This window comes from Streptomyces barringtoniae, assembly GCF_020819595.1.
In the GTDB taxonomy this organism is placed as follows: domain Bacteria; phylum Actinomycetota; class Actinomycetes; order Streptomycetales; family Streptomycetaceae; genus Streptomyces; species Streptomyces barringtoniae.
The window spans coordinates 333,813-356,350 of record NZ_JAJHNP010000003.1 but is presented as its reverse complement, the minus strand read 5'-3'; the positions used below and the strand labels follow the sequence as shown (position 1 = coordinate 356,350).

At 72.7% G+C, this 22,538-nt stretch carries 21 protein-coding genes and 2 pseudogenes; 11 read left to right on the top strand and 12 right to left on the bottom strand.

The window, feature by feature from the left end:
* Positions 1–204: 204 nt before the first annotated feature.
* On the top strand, positions 205–915 hold the full coding sequence (locus LMU33_RS06475) for a DUF4232 domain-containing protein (protein ID WP_228618139.1): 711 nt from the start codon (positions 205–207) through the stop codon (positions 913–915).
* Positions 916–1,107: 192 nt separating this feature from the next.
* Here LMU33_RS06475 and LMU33_RS06470 read toward each other — a convergent pair whose 3' ends face one another.
* Positions 1,108–2,031, bottom strand: coding sequence for a serine hydrolase (locus tag LMU33_RS06470; RefSeq protein ID WP_228618137.1), 924 nt, complete (start codon positions 2,029–2,031; stop codon positions 1,108–1,110).
* Complete coding sequence (locus LMU33_RS06465; protein WP_228618135.1) at positions 2,028–3,017, bottom strand: LysR family transcriptional regulator; 990 nt, start codon at positions 3,015–3,017, stop codon at positions 2,028–2,030. The genes LMU33_RS06470 and LMU33_RS06465 overlap by 4 nt, the downstream gene beginning before the upstream one ends.
* 133 nt (positions 3,018–3,150) lie before the next feature.
* On the opposite strand from LMU33_RS06465, the gene bla reads away from it, so the two are divergent.
* The 3 genes and pseudogenes from bla to LMU33_RS41910 all read left to right on the top strand — a co-directional run.
* Complete coding sequence (gene bla, locus LMU33_RS06460) at positions 3,151–4,080, top strand: class A beta-lactamase (RefSeq protein ID WP_228618133.1); 930 nt, start codon at positions 3,151–3,153, stop codon at positions 4,078–4,080.
* Between the two features lie 78 nt (positions 4,081–4,158).
* Positions 4,159–4,374, top strand: a complete 216-nt coding sequence (locus tag LMU33_RS06455) for a hypothetical protein (protein ID WP_228618131.1) — start codon at positions 4,159–4,161, stop codon at positions 4,372–4,374.
* Positions 4,365–4,822 (top strand): annotated as a pseudogene (locus LMU33_RS41910) (right-handed parallel beta-helix repeat-containing protein); the annotation flags it as partial. The gene LMU33_RS06455 and the pseudogene LMU33_RS41910, both read left to right, overlap by 10 nt.
* A 61-nt stretch (positions 4,823–4,883) precedes the next feature.
* Here LMU33_RS41910 and sigJ read toward each other — a convergent pair.
* On the bottom strand, positions 4,884–5,855 hold the full coding sequence (sigJ, locus tag LMU33_RS06445; RefSeq protein WP_228618127.1) for an RNA polymerase sigma factor SigJ: 972 nt from the start codon (positions 5,853–5,855) through the stop codon (positions 4,884–4,886).
* Between the two features lie 169 nt (positions 5,856–6,024).
* Between sigJ and LMU33_RS06440 the strand changes: the two genes are divergently transcribed.
* Entirely contained in the window at positions 6,025–6,717 is a 693-nt protein-coding gene (locus tag LMU33_RS06440; RefSeq protein ID WP_228618125.1) for an NAD(P)-dependent oxidoreductase, read from the top strand.
* A gap of 127 nt (positions 6,718–6,844) precedes the next feature.
* A pseudogene (locus LMU33_RS06435) lies at positions 6,845–7,351 on the top strand (RNA-guided endonuclease InsQ/TnpB family protein); the annotation flags it as partial.
* A gap of 15 nt (positions 7,352–7,366) precedes the next feature.
* On the opposite strand, the gene LMU33_RS06430 reads toward LMU33_RS06435, so the two are convergent.
* Positions 7,367–7,756 (bottom strand): VOC family protein, encoded by a 390-nt coding sequence (locus tag LMU33_RS06430; protein ID WP_228618124.1) that lies wholly within the window; start codon positions 7,754–7,756, stop codon positions 7,367–7,369.
* Between the two features lie 399 nt (positions 7,757–8,155).
* On the opposite strand from LMU33_RS06430, the gene LMU33_RS06425 reads away from it, so the two are divergent.
* Complete coding sequence (locus LMU33_RS06425) at positions 8,156–8,338, top strand: hypothetical protein (protein WP_228618122.1); 183 nt, start codon at positions 8,156–8,158, stop codon at positions 8,336–8,338.
* Positions 8,339–8,499: 161 nt separating this feature from the next.
* On the opposite strand, the gene LMU33_RS06420 is transcribed toward LMU33_RS06425, so the two are convergent.
* From LMU33_RS06420 to LMU33_RS06390, 7 genes are all read right to left on the bottom strand, one after another.
* Positions 8,500–10,053, bottom strand: coding sequence for a N,N-dimethylformamidase beta subunit family domain-containing protein (locus LMU33_RS06420; RefSeq protein ID WP_372477884.1), 1,554 nt, complete (start codon positions 10,051–10,053; stop codon positions 8,500–8,502).
* Positions 10,054–10,208: 155 nt separating this feature from the next.
* On the bottom strand, positions 10,209–11,207 hold the full coding sequence (locus LMU33_RS06415) for a hypothetical protein (RefSeq protein WP_228618120.1): 999 nt from the start codon (positions 11,205–11,207) through the stop codon (positions 10,209–10,211).
* Between the two features lie 219 nt (positions 11,208–11,426).
* Positions 11,427–12,428, bottom strand: a complete 1,002-nt coding sequence (locus tag LMU33_RS06410) for a phosphotransferase (protein WP_228618119.1) — start codon at positions 12,426–12,428, stop codon at positions 11,427–11,429.
* A gap of 133 nt (positions 12,429–12,561) precedes the next feature.
* Entirely contained in the window at positions 12,562–14,376 is a 1,815-nt protein-coding gene (locus tag LMU33_RS06405) for a phospholipase C (RefSeq protein WP_228618117.1), read from the bottom strand.
* 203 nt (positions 14,377–14,579) lie between these two features.
* The gene (gene efeB, locus LMU33_RS06400; protein WP_228618116.1) at positions 14,580–15,818 is read right to left on the bottom strand and encodes an iron uptake transporter deferrochelatase/peroxidase subunit; all 1,239 of its coding nucleotides are present in this window, start codon (positions 15,816–15,818) and stop codon (positions 14,580–14,582) included.
* The gene (locus tag LMU33_RS06395) at positions 15,815–17,023 is read right to left on the bottom strand and encodes an EfeM/EfeO family lipoprotein (protein ID WP_228618115.1); all 1,209 of its coding nucleotides are present in this window, start codon (positions 17,021–17,023) and stop codon (positions 15,815–15,817) included. The genes efeB and LMU33_RS06395 overlap by 4 nt, the downstream gene beginning before the upstream one ends.
* A gap of 212 nt (positions 17,024–17,235) precedes the next feature.
* Positions 17,236–18,009, bottom strand: coding sequence for a polysaccharide deacetylase family protein (locus LMU33_RS06390; RefSeq protein ID WP_228618110.1), 774 nt, complete (start codon positions 18,007–18,009; stop codon positions 17,236–17,238).
* Positions 18,010–18,267: 258 nt separating this feature from the next.
* On the opposite strand from LMU33_RS06390, the gene LMU33_RS06385 reads away from it, so the two are divergent.
* The 3 genes from LMU33_RS06385 (at position 18,268) to LMU33_RS06375 (ending at position 20,739) form a co-directional block, all read left to right on the top strand.
* The gene (locus LMU33_RS06385; protein WP_228618109.1) at positions 18,268–18,978 is read left to right on the top strand and encodes a GPR1/FUN34/YaaH family transporter; all 711 of its coding nucleotides are present in this window, start codon (positions 18,268–18,270) and stop codon (positions 18,976–18,978) included.
* A 57-nt stretch (positions 18,979–19,035) separates the two neighbouring features.
* On the top strand, positions 19,036–20,001 hold the full coding sequence (pip, locus tag LMU33_RS06380; RefSeq protein ID WP_228618108.1) for a prolyl aminopeptidase: 966 nt from the start codon (positions 19,036–19,038) through the stop codon (positions 19,999–20,001).
* 111 nt (positions 20,002–20,112) lie between these two features.
* Positions 20,113–20,739: a DinB family protein gene (locus tag LMU33_RS06375; protein WP_228618107.1), complete on the top strand. Its 627-nt coding sequence runs from the start codon at positions 20,113–20,115 to the stop codon at positions 20,737–20,739.
* A 12-nt stretch (positions 20,740–20,751) separates the two neighbouring features.
* On the opposite strand, the gene LMU33_RS06370 is transcribed toward LMU33_RS06375, so the two are convergent.
* Complete coding sequence (locus tag LMU33_RS06370; protein ID WP_228618106.1) at positions 20,752–21,351, bottom strand: TetR/AcrR family transcriptional regulator; 600 nt, start codon at positions 21,349–21,351, stop codon at positions 20,752–20,754.
* Between the two features lie 112 nt (positions 21,352–21,463).
* Between LMU33_RS06370 and LMU33_RS06365 the strand changes: the two genes are divergently transcribed.
* Complete coding sequence (locus LMU33_RS06365; RefSeq protein WP_228618105.1) at positions 21,464–22,312, top strand: alpha/beta fold hydrolase; 849 nt, start codon at positions 21,464–21,466, stop codon at positions 22,310–22,312.
* Positions 22,313–22,538 lie beyond the last annotated feature (226 nt).

The following is a 22,538-nucleotide window of genomic DNA, read 5'->3' as shown; positions in this document are numbered from 1 at the left end:
TGGAGGGCGTCCGGGCCGACCCGCAGGGGTCGGGGCGGGCGCCCTCGTCGTCCGAACGGGGACCGGATCTCCGTCACCGAAACGTCACAGGAGATCCACAACCGTCACAGACGATCTACAGCGGAAACCCCGGGTCGCCCGACTCTGTCTCCCTCCGCGAGCACCGGCAGGGAGCCGGTCGAACCACCGGAATCGGGGGACCTCATGCACCACCGCAACACCATCCGCCTCGCCGCATCGGCGACGGCCGTGATCGCCGCCGCGCTGTCGCTGACGGCGTGCGGGTCGGGAGACGGCGACGGGGCCGGCAAGTCGTCCTCCCCGACTCCGGCTGCCGCCACTCCCTCCGGTATCGCCTCCACCGCCGCGAGCCCCGCCGCCACGCCGCCGTCGACCTCGGGATCGTCCGGCGGCACCTCGACGGCCCCGAGCGCCGCGGTCTCTCCGGCGTCCCACACCTCGGCCGGCACGGCGTCGGCATGCCCGGTCTCGGCCGTGCAGGCGACGGCCCAGCAGGGGCCCGACAACCGCGTCGGCACCGGTACCGGCACGGCGCTCATCCAGTTCACCAACGTCTCGGGACACGCCTGCGTCCTGCAGGGCCACCCCTCGGTGGCCGGTGCGGGCAACGGTTCCCCCGAACACAACAGCCCCCTGAAGGTGACGCCCACCGGCCAAGCCTCGCCCGTGCGCCTCGCGCCGGGTGGCAAGGCATGGGTGAAGCTGACCTTCGTCCAGGTCGAGGGCGAGGGCGACGGCTACTGCGTTTCCGGCGCCAAGCCCGCCGTCTACCCGACGCTCGTGGTCGGCTTCTCCGGCTCGGGCGCGCACCAGGTCGCCCTGTCGGACGGCGAGTTCGCCGAGTGCGACAACACCGTCACCGCGACCGCGGTTTCGGCGGCGAAGCCGGCCTGAACCGGCACGTGATCGGCGGGCGGCCGGCTCCGAGCACGCCTCGGTGGGGCCGCCCGCCTGCCGCGGGCGCGAGAACAACGCCTGTTGTCACGGCGTCCCGAAGGGGCGCGGGGAACCGCGCGACCACCCCACATCGCACCCGCAGTCGCCCGACGACGAACAGCCCCAACGGAGCTCACGCGAACGCCGACTTCACCTCCGCAGCGCCTCGAACGCCTCCCGCCCCGCCGCCCCGATCGCCAGGTCGACATCCGGCGCGAGCCCCGCGCAGCGGTCCGCGCGGGTGAGCGCCGCCATGGCCACCCGGTCCCCCGACTCCGCCTCGGCCACCCCGATCTCGTGCCGCAGATGCAGAAACGTCCCCGTCTTGCCGCTCCACCGCAGCGAGTCCGCCCGCAGTTCGCCCGCCAGCCGGTGCGTGAAGACCTGCAGGCCCATCAGCCGCCGCAGCTCCGCCGTGGCCGTCGGCGTGGAGACCTCGTCGCACCACACCCGCCGCAGCAGTTCGACGAGCGCCGCGGCCGACCCGGCGTTGGCGTACGCCGGGTCCAGCGTCTCGATGGTGTGCCGGCCGGCCCGCTCGTCCCGGAGGGCCAGTTCCAGTGCGAGGGAGAAGTCGTTGCCGGCGGCACCGGCGGCGCACTCGTACATGTGGTTCAGACGGTGCCGCATCCGGATCTCCCCGCACCCCCAGGCCCGCAGCCGCTCGTCCACGTCCGCCACCCGCACCAGGTCGAGCAGGGTGTCCGCCGCGGCGTTGTCACTCACGGACAGCATCATCAGCAGGAGATCTCCGACGGCCACCCTCGCCGGGTGCCGGAACGCCGCGAGCCCCGTGGGACCGACGCTGCTCTGCGCCGGATCGACCGTCACCGGGTGCGCCGGATCGAGCTCCCCGGACGCGATCCGGTCCAGTACGACGAGGGCGAGCGGGACCTTCACCACCGACGCGAGCGGCATCAACTCGTCGACATCGAAGCCCAGTTGTTCGCCGGTGCCCAGGTGTCGGGCGAGGAAGGAACCGCGCACACCGAGGGCGGCCCAGTCCGCGACGATCGCCTCGGCGACGTCCAGGAGGGCGCCGTCGTCCGCGACGTACACCGGTGCCATGCTCATCCGCGTGCCGCCAGCCGTGCGGGTACGTCCTCGGCGCCGGTCCCGGAACCTGGTCCACCGGGCCCTCGGGCAGCGGCTCCCGCGGCCGACGCCAGCAGCGGGACCAGCCAGTGCGGCACCTCCGCGGAGCCGGACCGGTCCGGGGCGCCGCTCACGTCGTACCCCCGGTGCAGTGACCGGTCGCCCAGCGGCGCCCAGCGGGCCCCGTGCTGCCGGGCCAAGGGCTCGGCGCACAGCAGCAGGGCCCGCCCGGCCAGCGTCTCGGCGAGTGCGGTGGCCGCGGGCCCGGCCGGCCGGAACCGGCCCGGTGGCAGCCCGGCCCGGGCGACCGCGCGCTCCAGCCGGTCCTCGCAGGACGGCACCTGATCCTCCGGCAGGGTCAACACCGGTGGGGGAGCGGTGCGTTCGGCGCCGCGCCCGCGGCGCGGCCGCAGGTCCTCCAGATGGACGGCGCGCCGCACGCCGTCGTACTCCGGGCCCCGCCCTCCGCCGGACGCCTCCGGCGCCGACGCCAGGCCCAGCGGCACCTGGAACGCGCCCCGCTCCGGCGGAACCCGCACGAGTGCGTAGGAGAGCGAGCCGTCGGCCAGCCCGGAAGCCCTTTCTGCGGGCGGCAGTTCGCGCATGCCCAGGGTGATCCCGTGCTCGGCGCCGGCGCGGATCGCACGTGCCAGCGCCGCCGGGGCGCAGTGCGCGGGCACGCCGACGGCTTGCGTCCGTGCCCGCCCGGCCGTACCGGCCACCTGCCGCAGCCGCTGGGCCCGGTCCAGCACGTCACGCGCGTACGGCAGGAGCAGCGCGCCCAGCTCGGTGATCGTGATCTGCCGCCGGGAACGGTCGAACAGCAGGCCGCCGAAGTGCTCCTCCAGTGTCTTGATACGGCGGCTGAGCAGCGGCTGGGCGATGCCGAGCCGGTCCGCCGCCCGCGAGAAGCTCGCTTCGTCGGCCGTCGCGGCATACGCCTCGAGATGCGCGAGGAGATCCACCCTGCAGTCATATCAATAAGGTATGACATGTTCAAAGTTCACTCTTGGACATGAGTGGTGTCCGGCTGTTTCGCTGTCCCCGTCGAAGATCGGGGAAGCCGATCACGGACGGACGACCAGGAGGACTGTGCTCATGACCAGCCCCGACCACGCCAACTCGCTCGGCCGGCGCCGCCTGTTCAAGGCGGGCCTCGCCCTCACCACCGCGGCCGTGGCCGCCACGGCCGTCTCCGCGCCCGCCGCGTCGGCGGCTCCGGACAGGGAACCGTCCGGTGCGGAAGCCGAGTTGGCCGATCTGGAGCGACGGCACGGCGCCCGGCTCGGTGTGTACGCGCGCAACGCCCGCACCGGACGGACCGTGTCCCACCGGGCGGGGGAGCGGTTCGCGATGTGCTCGACGTTCAAGGCGTTCGCCGCGGCGGCGGTCCTGCGGGACCACGGCGGCTGCGCCCCGCTGGACAAGGTGATCCACTACCCGCCGCACGACATCCTGCCGAACTCGCCGCGCACCGCGGAGCACGTGGACACCGGCATGACGGTGGCGGACCTGTGCGCGGCGGCGATCCAGTACAGCGACAACGCGGCGGGCAACCTGCTGCTGCGTCAGATCGGGGGTCCCGCCGGACTCACCCGTTTCTTCCGGTCGCTGGGCGACCGGGTGAGCCGGCTCGACCGCTGGGAGACGGACCTGAACACCGCGATCCCCGGCGACCTGCGCGACACCACGACTCCCGAGGCCCTCGGCCACAGCTTCGAGCGGCTGACCCTGGGCCGGGACCTGGCCGGCGCCGACCGGGAACGGCTCGTCACCTGGCTGAAGGGCAACACCACCAGTGCCGCGCGGTTCCGCGCCGGACTCCCGGACGATTGGGTTCTCGCGGACAAGACCGGCACCGGCGACTACGGGAGCGGCAACGACATCGGCGTGGCCTGGACCACGCGGAAGACGCCGGTCCTGCTGACCGTGCTGTCGACGAAGAGCGCCCCGGACGCACCGGCGGACGACGCACTGGTCGCGGAGGCGGCACGGATCGTGGCCCGAGTCCTTGCACCGGGGGAGTAGCCCTCGCGGCATTCATTCATCTGAATGTGAATCATTCCCCCTCCCCTCCTTCACCATGCCACAACTGGAGACAAGCCGATGCAACCGAGATCAGCCATCGCGTGCGCCGGTCTGTTCGCCGGTACGCTCGTCGCGCTGTCCGGCACCACGGCACAGGCCGCGACGGCCACCGTGCAGTACGTGTCGCCGAACGGCTCCGGCAGCGTGGCCGGCACACAGTCGGCGCCGACCACACTCACCGCGGCCATCAGCCGTATCGCCCCGGGCGGGACGATCTACCTGCGCGGCGGGTAACCATCGAGTACTCCCTGTCGCACGGCAACGGCACACTCACCGACGGCACCCAGAACGCCAACGGCGACCGCAACGGCTACAAGCTCGGCGGCGACGACATCGCGGTCAACCACATCGTGCGGCACGACATCGCCTGCAAGAACGGCCATCACGGTTCACCTACAACAGCAACCCGGGCACGATGACGATCTCCAACAACGCGAGCATCGACAACGCCGAACGCAACTTCGCCTTCGACGCGGGTACTTCGGTGTTCCGCTCCAACACCTCGTGCCGCTTCGCCGTCAGCGGCTCGAACGACAAGACCGTCGGCAACTCCGACAGCTCCAACCAGTTCTGGACCGGTACGAACGGCTCCCGCTGCTCCTCGTACCCGGGAGCCCTCGGCTGGTCCTTCGCCTCGGACGGGCACCTCGCGGTGACCTTCGGCGGCACCGTCGTGACGCCGCAGCCGCGGCCCGGCGCACCACGGTCTCCCGGCGGGACGCCGCTGCCTTGCGGCGTCCCGCTCACGCGCGCCGCCAGACCTTCGGACGCGGCTCGTCCGACTCCAGCGCCGAGAGCTTGTCCGGGTTCGTGACCAGGTACACCTCGCGGACCCGCTCACCGTCAGGGTCGAGGTCCATGACCATCACCGCGTGCGGGGACCCGTCCTCGAACACCACCACGGCCGCGTCGCCGTTGACGTGCCGGTGCTGGAACTCCAGCCCCACCGCAGTACGCGCGGCGTAGCCGGTCAGCGCCCGTGCCACCTTGTCCCGGCCGCGGATCGGCCGCGGCGCCGCCTGGGCCTTGCCGCCGCCGTCCGTCCACAGCGTGGCCTCCGGCGCCAGGATCTCCAGCAGCGCCGCGAGATCCCCGCCGAGCGCGGCGGCCACGAACCGTTCCGTCGCCTGCCGCCGGACGCGGGGATGCGCCCGGTAGCGGGGGCGCCGGGCGCGCACATGGGACCGGGCGCGGTGCGCGAGCTGTCGTACGGCCGCGGGGCTGCGGCCGAGGATGTCCGCGATCTCGGTGTGTGCGTAGCCGAACACCTCGTGCAGGACGAACACCGCCCGCTCCAGCGGGGTCAGGGTCTCCAGCACGACCAGCATGGCCAGCGACACCGATTCGGCGCGCACCGCGCCCTCGGACGCGTCCTCACCGGCCGCCGGACCGGGAGCGCCGTCCGTGGGCAGGGGTTCCGGCAGCCACGGCCCGACGTAGGTCTCGCGCCGCCGGGCGATCCGTGCCCGCCGCGCGAGCGCGTGCCGTACGGCGATCCGCACCAGATAGGCGCGCGGATGCTCGATCTCCGCCGCCTGCCCCGCGTCCCCGGCACCTGCCCGCCCCGTCCAGGACAGCCAGGTCTCCTGCAGGACGTCCTCCGCGTCGGTGACGGCGCCCAGCATGTTGTACGCCACCGAGAACAGCAGCTCGCGGTGGTCGAGGAACGCCTGTGTGGCGGTGTCCGCCCCCGCGGGCGTCCGGTTGTCGGGCATGGCATCTCCTCACGACGTCTGCCCACCCAGAGGGGCCGGGTCCCCGGAGTGTGACATCGGGGGGCGGATGTGTGCCGTAGGTCTCATCCTGCTCCCGCGCTGTCACACCTGCCGCCCCTCCGGCCCTCTCGGTCCACGGCAGCAGCATCACGCAGCGAAGGAGCAGCCCATGCGACTCGTCGTCTTCGGCGCGAACGGGCCGACCGGACGGCAGGTCACCGAGCAGGCGACCGCCGCCGGACACACCGTCACCGCCGTGACCCGTCACCCCGACGACTTCCCGCTCGACCACCCCCGCTTGCGGGTCGCGGAGGCCGACGTCCTGGACGGGGCGGCGGTCGACCGCGTCGTTCCCGGCCACGACGCGGTGATCTCCGCGCTCGGCGTCCCCTACGGCCGGGCTCCGGTCACGGTGTACTCGGCCGGCCTCACCCACATCACCCGGGCCATGACGCGGCACGGCGTCCGGCGCCTGGTGTGCGTCACCTCCACCGTCCTGTTCGACGTGCCGGCCCCCGGCGAGGGCATCTTCTTCCGGAAGGTGCTGGAGCCGTTCTTCGTGCGGGTCGTCGGGCGCACGGTCTACGACGACATGCGCCGCATGGAGGAGATCGTGCGGGCGAGCGGCCACGACTGGACGGTGCTGCGGCCCGCCGGCCTCTTCGACACGACCGAGGTCAGCGACTACCGGCTGGTCCCCCGCCGTCTGCCCGGGCGGTTCACCTCCCGGGCCGACCTCGCGCACGCGCTCGTGCGCGAGGCCGTCACCGAGGGGCATGTGCGCGCCTTCCTCGACGTGCGCACCACCGAGGGCACTCCGCGCTTCCTCGACCTCGTCAAGAAGGAGGGCTTCGGCAGGTGAAGTGTGCCGGTTACCCTGGCATCTCGCAGAAGGCCTCGGCGTTCACGCCGGGGATGAATACATTCCCGGACTGCTCTGACCTGTACCTCAGAGCGGACGTTGTTGCTGCTCGATGCCCTGAGCTCCGCGGGCCGAGGTCGCACGCCGGCACGCCCGCGTGGCCGACCGGCGCCGAGACTGGCTGCACAAGCTCTCCACGGACCTGATCCGCGACAACCAAGCGATCTATGTGGAAGACCTCGCAGTCAAGGGCCTGGCCCGCACTCGCCTGGCGAAGTCTGTGCACGACGCGGGCTGGTCGATGTTCGTCGCGATGCTGGGGTACAAGGCCGCCAAGCACGGCCGGTACTTCGGCCGGATCGGCCGCTTCGAGCCCACCTCGCAGGTCTGCTCGGCCTGCGGCGTCCAGGACGGCCCCAAGCCCCTCCACGTCCGAGAGTGGACCTGCGGGGAATGCGGGACCGTCCACGACCGCGACGTGAATGCAGCTCGCAACATCCTGGCGGCCGGACGGGCCGACAGGCTGAACGCCCCGCAGAGCGCAGGTAGGACCAGGACGAAAGTCCCGGCACAGCGCGTTGAAGCAGGAACAGGCCGAGACGGTCAGACGACCGTGGGAGGAATCCCCGGCCTTCAGGTCGGGGAGACGTCAAGAAGGCCAACCGCCGTAGGGGACGGTGATCAGCTCCATGGCGTGGCCCACCGGATCCATGAAGTACACGCCGCGGCCGCCGTCGTTGTGGTTGATCGTGCCGGGCTGTCGCCGGTGCGGGTCCGCGTAGTGCTCGATGCCGCCCTCGACGATCCGCGTGTACGCGGCGTCGAACTCCTCCTCGGAGACCAGGAAGGCGTAGTGCTGGGGCGTGATGTGTTCTTCGGGGATGGTGGCGAAGTCGAGGGTGACTCCGTTGGCGAGGGCGACCGCGACGAACGGGCCCCACTCCCCGGTGATCTCGAGACCGAGCAGTCCGGCGAAGAACTCGGCGGACTCCCGGTTGTCCCGGGCATGGACGATGGTGTGGTTGAACTGGACAGACAAGGAATGCCTCCGGGGCATGTCCTGGCACCTCCATGCCTCACCCAGACGGTGACCGACACGCGATGCTGCCGACGATCCTAGCCCGGGGATGCCACGGCGCGTCGACGACGTCACGCCCGGCGGCGGCATCGCGCCGGGCTCGGCCGACCGTGTCGTTCGCGGCCGACGGGGTGGGCCTCCGGGTCCGCGGCGCCGAGCATCCGGCCTTCGACTCCGGGTGGCTGTCACGCACGGTGACGGTCGCGCGGGGCAGCCGTTCGGAGAGGGGGCAACCATGCCCTGGCGCAAGGGCGATGGAGAGGGTTTCCCACTACCGCCAGTAATATGATCACCTTGGTTCCGGGTTACCAGTCAGTCAACTTGGTGCGGTCCCAGGACGCGCCCTGCCCGGAGATGTCCATGTCTTCTCTCAACGACGCGTTGGAAAACGCGCGCCTCACCTATGAGCAGCACGTGCGGACGTGCCGTCAGTGCCATGCCGACGGCGCGGCCTGTGCCGTGGCCAAGCATCTCCTGCGGATCTACAACAACGCCCGCAGGGACCACATGCGGTCGGGCGGACGGCACGCCGCGACGGACTGACCGGGCGTTTCGGCCCGCGTGGTCCGGCAACCCGGTCGCCGTCCCGCCCTCCAGACGCAGGGGGCGCCGTGACGGACCAGCGCGCGTCCGGGTCATGCGGACCAACCTGTACGGCATGTTGTGGCTGAACAGGTTCGCGCCTCCCTGCAGGCGGGTCGAGGTCAGGCGCCGTACACCGTACGGACGTTGGCGCGCGGCGGCGGGGCGTGCCCGGCCGCGGGGCCCTTCGCGAACGTGCGCAGGAGGTTCTCCGTGGTGCGCGTGACGAAGGTGCGGGTGCGGGCGTCCATGCCGTGGTCACGCCCGAACATGCCGGTCCCGGCCGTCAGGCCCTCCACCCAGCGCATGGTGCCGGTCGCGAACACGCCGGCGCCACTGGGAGCCGTGTAGTACGCCGAGTCGCTGTGGCTGGCCCGGCCGCCGCACACCAGCGGGGAGTGCGCGATGATCTCCAGCTCGCCCGGGGCGGGAGCGCCGGGCGTGATCCGGTCGTACTCCACGCCGACGAGATGGGCGAAGGCGTCGCCGGAACGTGCGCCTGTGCCGTCGTACAGCCAGTGGTCGGCGGCCCGGACGACATAGGGGGCGTCGACCGGATAGCCCTCGTAGAGCACGCCGGTCAGGGAGGACTCGGGATCCGCGGCGGGCGGGAGACGGTAGTCGGTGGTGACCAGCGCGGGGTGGGAGTCGTAGCACGGGTCGGCACGGTAGGCGGTCTTGTAGCAGACCACCGTACGGGCGTCCGCGCCCTCCCCGGCCTCCAGCCTGACCCGGCGGAAGCAGGTGTTCGCGCCGAGGAAGGCGATGTTCGTACCGGCGTCCCGGGCGGCGGTCACATGGGCCCGCTGCTCCGGCGTCCAGTACTCGTCGTGCCCCAGGCAGACGACGGCGTGCGCGCCGTGCAGGACGCCGGGGTCGCGGTGGACGTCGACGCCGGTGGTGTAGGCGAGCGGTATGCCGAGGCGCTCGGCCAGCACCACCAGCGCCCACTCGTACACCCGGAACTTCTCGGCACCGTCGCCGTCGTAGGGGCGGTCGAAGCTCACCGCGAGCGAGCGGGTGGCGTACGCCCCGGACGCGCCGTTGTAGAGACTGCTGCCGCCCCAGCGGTTGTACGCCTGCCAGGTGGCCGGGGCGTGCAGCAGGACCGTACGGCCCGTGCCGTCGGTGGACCGGACGATCAGCGGAACGTGACGCTGGTGGCCGGTGTCCGCCTCCAGCCGCAGCAGATAGGCGCCCTCCGGCCAGCCCGAGGTGTCCACCGGCAACGTCACCGGCCAGTCGGCGCGCACCGTGCGGGTGGCGGGCAGCACGCGCGGCGCCGGCTGGGCGCGGCCGGGTATGCGCCCGGACGTCCATATCCGGCGGGCCTGCCGGCCGCCGTACCAGCCGACCCGGAACGCGGACACCCGGAACGCGGCGGCCGTGGTGGACACGTGCAGCCCGAACTGCTCGCCCGGGGTGACGCTCACCCGGTCCGGGTAACCGGCCACCGCGTCCGGTGGGCCGGTGGAGGCCAGGCGCCAGTCGGCGGTGCCGGGGGCGTCCCGCTCCGCCTCGGGCCGCAGCCGGCCGTGGGGGGCCGCGGTGGAGTGCGGGCGCGGCGGTGCCGCCGTGCACGCGGCGGCCGTGCCGAGGCCGAGGCCCGCGGACAGGGTGAGGAAACGCCGGCGGCCGAGGCCGTCCGACGGCGTGGTGTCGTGTGCCGGAGCCACTGCACCTCCCGGATGTGTGTCGGCTCCAGGGTTCCGACGCCCGCCCGGCCCGCGCAACCCGCGGGAGTCACGGGAACACCGGCCGGCGGGCCGCGCGAGGGCGCCTGCCCGGGCCGGCGGCGGTACGGCCGAACGGGTGATGCCGCGGGCTGCGGTCAGGTGCGGAAGCCGACGTGCACGTGGTCGTGATGGGTGGCGTCGCTGAAGAACTGACCGGCACCGCCGCCGGACAGCGGCACGGGGCCGCCCACGTTGTACGACCCGGCGGCCGCCGCGTCCCGCATGAACCGCTCGATCAGACCGCGTGAGGTCGCCGGATCGACGACCGCGTGGCCGTCGATCCGCCACACGTCGAAGGCTCGGCCCCGCGGATGGTCGCTGGGCCGGCTGGTGCCGAACACGTCCAGCGGATGCCCGGAGCGGACGACGCTCACCTCCAGCCGGTACGTCCGCGCCAGCGCGAGCATCGCCTTCGCCACACTGGTGTGCACCTGACCGCTGCGCAGGTCCGCCACGGCGGCGGGCGGCAGCACGATCCGCTCGTCGGACAGCACGCTCCGGACGTCCGGCGCCAAGGACCGGGCGGCCGGTCCCGGGTGTGCCGGATGCAGGGCGTCGACCGTCCAGCCGGAACCCGACCGGGAGAGGCGGACATCGACCGTCGTCCCGCCGGCGCTCACCGTGCCGGCGCGCCGGGTCCACTGCCGGCACACCACCAGCACGCTGGCCGACCGGGACAGGATCCCGCCGTACTGCGCGTCCACGACCTGCAGCGCCGCCTGGTCGGCCGTCGGCAGCAGCGGCCCGGCCCGGCCCACGAGGGACGCCGGCAGCCCGAGCGCCGCGACCCTCGCCCGTGCCGCCGCCGCGCCGCCGTGACCGTCGGCCCAGGCGCCGATCGCCTCCACCAGCCGCACGGCGCGCAGCTTCGCGGCCGGCTGGACCTCGGCCGAAGTGGGCCGCCAGGGGGTGGTGCGCGGCAGCACGGGAGAGGGCGACGGCGACCCGATGCCGGCCGTGGCCTTCCGGGACGGGTGCGCGGCCGGGGTCGTACGGCCGGAACAGCCCGCCGCGCCGAGCGCGACACCGGCGAGGGCCGCCAGCACGGTACGGCGGCCGGGCGGGGGAGCGGCGGGCGTACGAGTGCGGGTCATACGGCCCAGTGTCCGCCGCGCGGTGAGGGGGCGGCGAGTGCGGCCGAGTACGGCGCACGGATCGGGTGGCGCGCGGACCGAAGGGGGGAGAAGCGGCTACGACGCGTCGGCGCACCGGCAAGCGGCCGGCCCCCGGTGCTTGGCACCTGGAACGCCCGGTCGCCACCGCCGTCCCGTGGTGACCGACGCCTTCGGAACCACGCCGACGGCCCAACCGGCCTAGAACGGCGGGTCGTTGAGGATCTCCAGCAGGGACGCGGAGCTCCGTTCGGCGCCCGGGCCGCTGCCCGACGCGTCGGGAAACGTGCGGCCCCAGGACGCGGCGCGGCTCAGGACGCTCAGGCGCCAGGCGAGGTGTGCCGCGCGGTGCAGGTCCGCGGGCGTGCGGCCGGCGCCCGTCCAGGGCTCCAGGTAGGCGTCGAGCAGCCGGGCCAGGACCTGCGGCCCGTACCGTGCGCGCGCCTTCTCGGCGGGGATCCGCAGGCTGCAGAACGGGTGGGAGACCACCGCGTCGCCCCAGTCGAAGAAGGTGAACCGGCCCGGCGCCGGACGGAACAGCTGGCCGTCGTGCAGGTCAGCGTGGTCGAGGGTGTCCTCGACGCCGAAGGAGGCGAGTTCTGCGCACCAGTCCGTGAGGCGGGGCCGCAGCCGATCCAGCCGTTCGCGTGCCTCCGGGAGCAGCGCGGTGCTCCTCGTGAGCAACTGGTCGAACGCCCCCGGCAGATCGGGGGTCCGGGTGGCGGGCACCCCGAGCCGCTCGATCTCGCGCGCGTGCGGAGCGAGGGTCCGCTGCAGGCTCGCGTACTGGCGCAGCAGCTCCTCCCAGGTCCGCGGCTCGACCGGCTCCCGGGCGAGCACGTCGCGGAAGAGCTCTCCTCCGTCGGGCAGCAACACCCATGCACGCTCGGCGTCGACGGCCAGCGGCCGGAGCACATGCTCCGGCGCCCAGCGGGCCAGCGCGGCGGTCAACGGGCCCTCGAAGGCGCTGGCCGGCGGGTTCGCCTTGAACCAGACCGCCTCCCGCCCCTCGACGGGCACCCGCACCAGCACGGACCACGGGCGCAGCCGGACACGCAACTCACCGCCCGCCCGCAGGCCGTGGGAGGCGAGCTGCTCCGCCACCCAGGCGAGGGCCGAGACCCGCCACGACTCCTGCTCCCACGGAGTCGGCGCGTACTGGTGTTCGCTGCGGTCCACGACGATCGAAAACTCACCCTGCACCGCGCCATCTCAACATCACGGCAGGGGAGCCGGCCACCCGTTTCATTCCGTGGCGCGCCGCACGGCTCCATCGGACGCGAACGCGCCCCCGGTCACCGACCGGGGGCGCGTGGCTGTGTGCGCTGCTGCGGGATCAGGCCTGCTGCCTGCGGCGCAGCGTCAGGTACGTGCCGGTCGCACCCGCGGCCAGCAGGGCGCCCACGCCGAGGCCGACCGGAAGGGCCGGGAAGCCGGAGGCGTCCGTCGCGGCGGCCGTGTTCTGCATGGCCGGGCCCGGGGTGATGCTCGTGGACACCGGGGCGACGTGCTGGATCGGGCCGACGTGCTTGACCGAGCCGTCGGAGTTCAGCAGCACCTGCTTGTTGTTCGGGTGCCGGAAGTCGAACATGCCCGCGAGGGAGGCGGCCGTGGCGTCGAAGGAGTGGTCGCCGATGCGGCCGGTGCACCAGTTGTCCTCGATGAACCGGGTGATGGACGCCTGGTTCGTCAGGGTGTGGTCGACCTTGTTGACCTTGCTGTACGGCGAGATGACGAGCAGCGGCTGGCGGGTGCCGGGGCCGCAGCGGTCGGCGTAACCGCCGGACGCCTTCGGGCCGTTCTGGCAGGCCGGGCTGTCGGTGGCCTTGCCGTTGGAGCCGGGCGAGGTGTCCGTCGAGCCGTTCTTCGGGGCGACGTAGGCGTGGTCGTACCAGCCGTCGGAGTCGTCGTAGGCGACCACGATCGCGGTGGACTTCCACTGCGGCGAGCTCTGGATCGCGTTGATCTGGTTCACCAGGAAGTGCTGCTCGTCGGTCGGGTCCGAGTAGCCGGCGTGGCCGTCCTGGTACTCACCGGCCTTGACGTAGCTGACGGCCGGCAGCTTGCCCGCCTTCAGCGCGGCGGAGAAGTCGGTCAGGTCGTAGTTGTGGTTGGCCTGACCGTTGTGGCCGATCTCCGAGACGCTCTTCGGCGCGAGGTGGTGCGGGTTCGCCGTCGACTTGTAGTACGAGAACGGGTTGTGGTGCGGGCTGTAGTCCGCCACGGCGGCCCCGCCCAGGTTGGTGTGCGTGGTGTCGCACTTGGCGTACGAGCCGGACGTGCCGTTCCACGCGGTCGACGGGCGGAAGCCGCCCTGGAACCAGCCCCAGCTCACCTTCCTGGCGTTGAGCAGGTCACCGATGTTCTTGCCCTGCATCGAGGCCAGCGCGTTGGTGCTGGTGTGGTCCTTGTCGGAGCAGTCGTCGTAGGCCGGGTCGGGGTCGTTGATGACCGTGCCCACGCCCTTGGCGTCGGGGGACTTCACCGTGTACGCGTCGGGCGTCGGCGTCTGCTTCGGGTTCTCCGTGCCGCTGGACGGGTCCATGGAGATGACACCGTGCGTCTGACCGGAGATCAGGTTCAGGGCGCCGGGCGTGGAGGGACCGTAGACCGAGCTGAAGCTGCGGTCGGACAGGGAGTAGTGCTGGGCGTAGTTCCACAGCGCGGTGACGGTGTTGCCGTCGTAGTAGTCCATGACCAGGCCCGGCTCGCCGAACAGGCCGCCGCTGCACTTGTCGACCTCGGTGTTCTGCACGAACTGGTCGGCCTTGCCGCCGTTGTAGGCAAGCTGCTCGGCACCGTAGTTGTGGTTCTGGTCGCAGGTCATCGCCTGGGACGGGGACAGCCGCTTCGGCGCGTACTGGTTCGGGTTCTTCGTCAGCAGCCCGGCGTGCGCGAGGGTGTCGATGTCCTTCGGGGTGTTCTTCGACGCGGTGAACTTCGTGCCGTCGGTGTTGGCGGCCTTCGGGTACGTGGCGAAGTAGTGGTCGAAGGAGATGTTCTCGTCGAAGAGCACGACGACGTGCTTGATCGGCGTCGCGGTCGAGGAGTGCCCGCCCTGCGCCGTGGCGGGCGTCGCCGCCCAGCCCGGCGCGTTGCTGCCGAGCACCGTGAGCGCCGCGGCCCCCGCGAGCGCCCCCAGGCTCCGCATCGCGGCTCGTCTTCCTCTGCTTGCCATGGTTGTTAACCCCTCCGGACAGAACGTCTGTGCGTCGTACGAGCACGGATGCTGCGCCCGTTGCGGGGCGCGTCGGCGGAGCCATGATGGCGTGCGGGTGAACACCGAGTCAGGGATGCTAGGGCAAAACTTGACTGTGTATTGACCCATTCGGCCGCCAAGTTGTCCGGACAGGTTCAGCCGAACAGGGCGCGCCCGTACCAGTCCTGGGCGTCCCGCACGCCGGGCACCGCGAAGAAGTAGCCGCCGCCGAACGGGGTGATGTAGTCCGTCAGCGGCTCGCCCGCCAGCCGGTGCTGCACCGTCTCGAACTGCCGCTTCAGGTCCTGCTGGTAGCAGGTGAACAGCAGACCCATGTCGAGGTTGCCGTTGGCGTCCATGCCCCGGTCGTAGTTGTACGCGCGGCGCAGCAGACGCTGGTCGGCGGTGGCCGGGGTGCGCGGGTTGGCGAGCCGTATGTGCGCGTCCAGCGGGATGACGTCGCCCTTGGGATCGTCGGCGTACTTCGGCGTGTCGTGCTCGTGGTCCCCGTCCAGGGGCGCGCCGGAGGAGCGGGCGCGGCCGAACATCCGCTCCTGCTCGCCGAGCGAGACCCGGTCCCAGAACTCCACCAGCATCCGGATCAGCCGTACGACCTGGTAGCTGCCGCCGACCGCCCAGTCAGGCTCGCCCATGCCCCGGCCCACCCACACCAGCCGGTCCATCTCGCGGGCACTGGTGGCGTCCGGGTTCGCGGTGCCGTCCTTGAACCCCATCAGATTGCGCGGGGTGCCGGAGGGCCGGGGCGGGCTGGCGAAGCCGTCGAGGCGCCAGCGGACCTGCGCGGCGCCCCGGGTGTGCCGGGCGATGTCGCGCAGCGCGTGCAGGGCGGTGTCCGGTTCGTCGGCGTGCAGTTGGAGGCTGAGGTCGCCGTGGCACCAGTCGGCCTGCAGGTCGTCGTCGGGGAAGGCAGGCATGGCGGTAAGCCGCCGGGGCCTGAGCGCGGACAGCCCGAACCGGTCGTCGAAGAGCGAGGCACCGACGCCGACGGTGACGGCCAGTTGTCCGGCGGGCAGCCGGTCGCCGAGGACGCCCGAGTCGGCGGGCGGGCCGGTGATGCCCACCGGGGACGGCGTACCGCCCGAGGTGAGGAAGCGGGCCCGGTCGGTGAGCGTGCGCAGCAGGTCGGTGAGTTCGGCGCGGTTCCCGGCGGTCACGTCGAGGGAGGCGAACACGCAACAGCGGCGCGGGGCCGCGATGGCCGAGGCCTGGTGGACGCCGTGGAAGGGAGCGACGGACGCCGTCGCGGCGACCGGTGTCTGCGCGGGGGCGGCGGCGCTGGTGGCGAGCCCGGCTCCCGCCAGGGCGGCGCCGCGCAGGAAGCCGCGCCGGCCCAGGCCGTCGGGTGGTTCGGCGGTGACTGCGGGCTCGCTCACACGGTCCTCCGGGGGTCGCACAGGGTGGCCACCGACGCCAGGCGCTCGACCAGGCCGCCCAGCACCGCGTTCACGTCCTCCCGTTGTGCGCGGGTGAGACGGTCCAGCGGGGTCCAGGACGCTCCGTGGCCGAACCCGTCCAGGGTGTGCCCGGCGCGGTCCAACTCCTTCCGGAGCTCGGGAAGACCGGCATAGCGGGTCGTCAGCAGGGGCCTGAGCCGGGACAGTACCTCGCGGGTGCCGTCGAGATTGGCGCGGACCGTGGCGAGGTTGCTGCCGCTGCCGTAGTCGGTGCGGCCGGTCAGCTCGAACTGCACGGTGTTCTCCAGGATCTCGTGCGCGCGCAGCCCCAGCTGGGCGGGGTCCATACGGGTCTGCGACCAGGTGTCCCGCAGCCCGGTCACCGCCTTCACCAGCGCCGCCGCCGGGGCGCGCAGCCCGTCGGCCGGCTCACCGTGCCACAGCCCGTACTCGATACGGTGGAACCCGGCGAAGTCCTTGTCGTGCACCCCGCCGGGCAGTCCGGCGTCGGTGCCGTTGACCGCCGCGTCCGCGTCCCCGAAGGCGTCGTACGCCGCGCCCAGCCGCTCGTACTCCAGATGCGCCGGCAGCCAGGCCGACCGCGCGGCGGTGAGGTCACCCCGGTCGATCGCGTCCTTCAGCTTCGTCGTCAGCCGGACGACCTGGTCGAGTCCGCCGCCGACCCACTTCTGGTAGGCGAGGGCGGGCGGGATCAGGTCGTGTTCCGAGACCGGTGCGGCGCCGGGGCCGCGCTGTCCGCCGGTGATGTGCACGGTGGGGCCGGTGACGGCGTCGGCGTCGTCGGGCACGCACTTGAAGGCGTACGTCCCCTGGCCCAGCCGGACCGTCAACTGCCGCGTCGTACCGGGGCCGATGCCCTCCACCTCGCCGTACACCGCCTGGCTGGCCGGGTCCTCCAGGTAGACCTCGGCGGCGCCGTCGGAGGAGTTGTGCAGGTCGAAGGTCCGCACCCCGGGCTCGGGCCGGGTCCAGCCGCGGCCGCAGTGGCTCTGCGACACGTCGATGACGACGTGCGCCGACGGGGCGCCGGCGGCCCGGCCGTGGCGCGGGACGCCGAGCGAGAACGCCAGCAGTGTGCCCGCGAGGGCCACGGCGAGGACGACGAACACGGCGGGCGCCGTCCGGAGACGAGCGGACCGCGTGCCGAGGCGAGGCAACGGCATGGCGAGCCTTTCCGGTACGACGTGATACGCAGCGGCCTCATGGTAGGCACCCCTGCGGATCCGAACAGTCGTCCCAGGACTCCGATGACCAAGATTTCCCCTGGGGTTAACCGACGCGACGCTCCACGAGCTGCCCGGCACGGACCGAGCGTGGGCACCCTGGAGAACCTCTGCCACCGGATCGGCTGAAGCCGCCTTCCCCGGCGGCCCGTTCAGCGCACCGGGAAACCGAAGGAGTAGCCCTGCTGCTTCAGCCACGGCAGCAGGGTGCGCAGCGCGGCCACCGTCTGCGAGCGGTCGCCGCCCGCGTCGTGGAAGAGGATCGTCGGCCCGTTGGCCACCTCCCGCTGGACCGTGGCGACGATGGTGCCCGTGCCCGGCCGTTCGAAGTCCTTGGAGTCCACGTTCCAGCCGAGCGGACGCATCCCGTGCGAGGCCGCCAGATGCCGGCTGTAGGGGGTGAAGGCGCCGCCCGGAGCCCGGTAGTACATCGGCCGCACCCCGCCGGACGCCTGGGTGATCTGCCGCTGCGCCTCCAGGATCTGCTGCGACTGGTAGGCCTCGGACTTCTTGTCCATCGTGGTGTCGTGCGACACGGTGTGGTCGCACAGGCGGTGCCCGGCCGCCACCACCTGTCGGACCAGGTCCGGGTGCGCCTCGGCCAGCGGGCCGATCATGCAGAACGTCGCCTTCACGCCGTTCTCGCGCAGCACTTGGAGCACCTGCGGGGTCCAGACCGGGTCCGGGCCGTCGTCGATGGTGATGTTGACCGCGTGCGCGCCCCCGTCCGAGGCATGGGCGATTTCGGATGACACGGTCACCGTCCTCGGCGCCGCGTGCCGGGCCGGGTCGCCCGACCCGGCCGAACCGCCGCCCGACTGACCGGCCTGCGCGGTCCACACCGACGTGGCGGCCGCCACCGCGGTGACCCCGACCGCCGCCGCAACCATCCGGCCGTACCAACCCCGCCCACCGTGCCGCGCCATGCCCCGCCCCGTTCGTGCCGTGTCCCTGTGTTGTTGTGCACCTGTAATCCGTGCACCTGTCAGGACGGCCGGGGTTGAGCGCAGGATCCGTCTGTTACCGATCACGGACAATTCCGGGGCGCTTCTGCAACAGACGCCACCGGGGCCCGGGCGCGATCAGCGGGAGCGGAAAGGCCGAGGACACCGCGGAGAACGGGGTACCCCGTGTCGTACGACCATGCAGAACCACGGCTCGGGCCCGAGGGACGGGTGATCCGGATGCCGCCACCAGCAGCGCGGACGTACGACACGGACGCCGGGCCGCGGCGGCCCGAGACCCTGACGAGGATCATGCTCAGGCCGCTGGCCAGCAGCCTTCCGCTGGGCTTCTTCGGCTTCGGCACCGGCAGCATTCTGCTCAGCGCCGTGCAACTGCAGTGGGTGCCCCTGGACCAGAGCCGGCCGGTGATGCTGCTGGTCCTGGTGTTCGTCGTGCCCCTCGAACTGCTCTCCGGTCTGTTCGCCTTCCTGGCCCGCGACAGCGGCGCGGCCCGCGGCCTGTCCGTGCTGGGCTGCGCCTGGGCGGGTACCGCGCTGGTCACCCTCTCCGGGCCGCCGGGCCGGCCCAGTGCCGGGCTGGCGGTGTTCCTGCTGAGCGTCGCCCCGCTGATGCTCGTGCTGAGCGCCGCCGCCGTCCCCGGCAAGCCGCTGTTCGCCGCGCTGCTGCTGATCGGAGCCTGCCGTTTCACCCTGACCGGCGCGTACGAGGCCGGAGGCGCGGCCGTCCTGCGCACCGCGGCGGGCTGGACCGGCGTGGCCCTGGCCGCCTTCGCCCTGTACGGCGGCTTCGCCCTGCTCCTGGAGGACACCGCCCAGCGCATCGTCCTCCCGCTGGGCCGCCGGGGCCGCGCCCGTACGTCCCTGCAGGGCGACCTCGGCCACCAACTGCACCAGGCGGAGCGGGAGGCGGGCGTACGGCGGCAGCTGTGAGCGTGGATGTCGCGGATCGGCCGTTGCAGGCAGCTGGGGAGCCGCTACGGTGCCCGGATGGCCCTCTATCCGGAGATCGAACCGTACGAGCACGGCATGCTCGACGTGGGTGACGGCAACCGCGTCTACTGGGAGACCTGCGGCAACCCCGGCGGCAAGCCCGCCGTCGTCCTGCACGGCGGACCGGGATCCGGGTGCACCCCGTACCCCCGGCGCCTGTTCGACCCGGCCGCCTACCGGATCGTCCTGCTCGACCAGCGCGGCTGCGGCCGGTCCACACCGCACGCGAGCCGCCACGACACCGACATGAGCGTCAACACCACGGCCCATGTCATGGCCGACCTGGAACTGCTGCGCCGGCATCTGGGCATCGAGCGGTGGCTGGTGTGGGGCGTGTCCTGGGGGTCGGTGCTGGCGCTGCGGTACGCGCAGACCCACCCGGGCGTGGTCTCCGAACTGGTGCTCACGGGCGTCGCCACCGGGTCGAACGCCGAGGTGGAGCTGCTGACCCGCGGGCTCGGGCGGATCTTCCCGGACGCCTTCGCCGAGTTCCGGTCCCAGGTGCCGGCCGGCGAGCGCGACGGCAACCTCGCCGCCGCCTACAACCGGCTGCTCGAATCACCCGATCCAGAGGTGCGCGAACGGGCCGCCCGGGCCTGGACCGACTGGGAGACCGCCACCATCCCCGCGCCGCCGCGCTCCGTCGCCCGCTACGAGGACCCCGTCTTCCGCATGGGCTTCGCCCGCACCGTCACGCACTACTGGGGCAACGACCACTTCCTCGGCGAGGGCAACGACGAAGGCGTGATCCTGCGCGACGCCCACCTGCTCAAGGGCGTCCCCGGCACCCTCGTCCAGGGAAGCCTCGACTTCGGCAACCTCCTCGGCATCGTCTGGCGACTCCAGCGGGCCTGGCCGGACAGCGAGTTGGTGATCGTCGACGACACCGGCCACAACGCCGGTGCGCCGGGTATGGCGCAGGCGCTGGTCGCGGCAACCGACCGGTACGCGGACCGCGGCTAGGGGAGTGGCGTGCGCCGGAAAAGGGCGGGCGTCCGCGGGGCGTCTGTGCCAGGCTGGCCGGTCGGCACAGGTCCGCCCCACCGGCCCGGTCCGTCCGTACAGGAGTGTCCGATGACGACAGCACCGCCCCGACTCGTCCCGCTGCTGGATCAGTTCGACTTCGCGTGCGAGCGGCTGCTGCGCCGGCTGGCCGGGCCCGTCATGGACAGCGGCGACGGCGGGGACACCAGGGTCGAGCCGCTGACCGACGAGGAGTACTTCTGGGAACCGGTGCCCGGCTGCTGGACGGTGCGGCGCCGTAGCGACGGGCCGGGGCCGCGGGCGGAGTCCCTGGCCGGCGGCGGTCCGTGGGGGCGGGACGCCGCACCGTACCCGCACCCCTGGCCACCGCCCGTCACGACCCTCGCCTGGCGGCTGAGCCACCTCACCGAGATGCTGTCCCTGCGCGCCGACCACACCACCGGCAGCCGCTCGGCGACCAGGGAGAAGCACCCGGTCAGCGGGGACGCCGCGGGCGCGATCGCGGCGTTGAAGACCGCCGTCGCCGACTGGCGGCAGGCCCTGGTGAGCGCCGACGACACGGCGCTGGACACGGTCGGGTACTGCACCTATCCGTACGGCAGCGACGCGGAGGAGCCCTTCCTCGACATCGTGTGGTGGGTCAACCAGGAAGTGCTGCACCACGGAGCCGAGATCGCCCTGCTCCGCGACCTCCACTGGGCGGACCCGCGGACCTGACGGCCGTACGGCTCACGCCCCGGCCAGCGCCGCGCGGACGATCGCCGCGGCCGCCGTGCCCGCGGCCCGCACCGGTTCGGTGCTGCGCGCGGCCCGGCCCAGCATGAACGCGCCCTCCAGCAGGGCGATGACCGAGCTCGCCGTCTCCCGGGCGGCGGGCCCGGGGATGCCGCCCTCGGCGTAGTAGGCGGCGAGGTGGTCGATCCAGCTGCCGAAGACCTCCGAAGTGGCCCGCCGCAGCGCGTCGTTGGTGCTCGCCACCTCCATCGCGACCGTCGCGATGGGACACGGGTCGGCGAAGTCCAGCTCGGCGAGGGTGTCGGCCGCGGCGGTGAAGGCGTCGGCGGTGGCCGCCACCCGGTCCTCGTACGGCTCCATGAGCGCCGTGATGAGCCCCAGATAGACGGCCCCCGAGGTGCGGATCACCTCCTCGCCCAGCTGGGCCTTCCCACCGGGGAAGAAGTGGTAGATCGAGCCGAAGGGCGCCTCCGCGGCCTCGGCGATCTGCTTCATCCCGGTGCCGGTGTAACCCGAGCGCCGGAACAGCTCGGTGCCCGCGTTCACGATGCGCTGCCGGGTCTCATGCGTGCTGATGGCCTTGCCGTCGCTCACGGTGACACCTCCGGGAAGCCGCTGTTGCCAAAGGGCGGTCGCCGCCTATTCTGTCACTAGAACGATCTATCAAGAGACAGTCGAGGCGGCCGACCGGAGCGGAGGCGCGGGCATGCCGGAGATCGAGCTGAGCGCGGGAACCATCGAATACCAGGACACGGCAGGCGACGGCCCCACCGTGGTCCTCGCCCACGGCCTCGGCTTCGACGACTCGGTCTGGGCCGACGTCGTCTCCGCCCTGCGCCCCGACTTCCGCGTCCTGGTCCCCGTGCTGCCCCTCGGCAGCCACCGGCGCCCCATGCGGCAGGACGCCGACCTCTCCGCGCACGGCATCGCCCGCCTGCTGGCCGAGTTCCTGGACCGCCTCGACCTGCGGGACGTGACCCTCGTCCAGAACGACACCGGTACGGCCCAACTCCTCGTCGGCGTACGGGACGAACGCATCGCCCGGCTCGTCCTGACCTCGTGCGAGGCCCTGGACAACTACCCGCCCGGTGTCCAGGGCCGCATCCTGGACGCGGCCCGCCGGATCCCCGGTGGCGTCTTCCTCCTCCTGCAGTCCTTCCGCTTCCCCTTCCTCGCCCGCATGCAGACCTCGCTCGGCGGAATGACGAAGAAGCGGCTCCCGAAGGAACTCGTCGCACGCTGGTACGGCCCTCTGCTGACCAACCGTCACATCCGCCGGGACTTCACCAAGTTCCTGCGTGCGACGCGCAAGGACTGCTACCTGGATGCGGCCCGGAACCTCCCGGAGTTCACCCGCCCGGCTCTGGTCGCCTGGGGCGCCGAGGACCGCATGATGCCGCCCGCGACGGGCCGCCGACTGGCCGAACTGCTGCCGAACGCCCGCCATGTGGAGATCCCCGACGCCCGCACCCTGGTCCAGCTGGACAACCCGGCGGCGCTCACGGAGGAGATCCGCCGGTTCGTCAAGGACAACCCGCTCCCCGGTGAAGGCTGACGTCGCGCACCGGCGAGCACCCGGCCCCGCCGGCCCAGGAGCACACGGGCCCGCCGACCCCGGAGGTCGCGCGTCCGTCGGTCCCGGAGGTTGCGCGTCCGCCGGTCCCGGTGGTCAGGCGTCCGTCGGTGCCGGAAGTTACGGTCCAGCTCCCAGCCGGCCGGCGGCCGCCCGTCGGCCCCGGAGGACACGGGCCCGCCGACCCCGGAGGTTGCGGGTCCGTCGG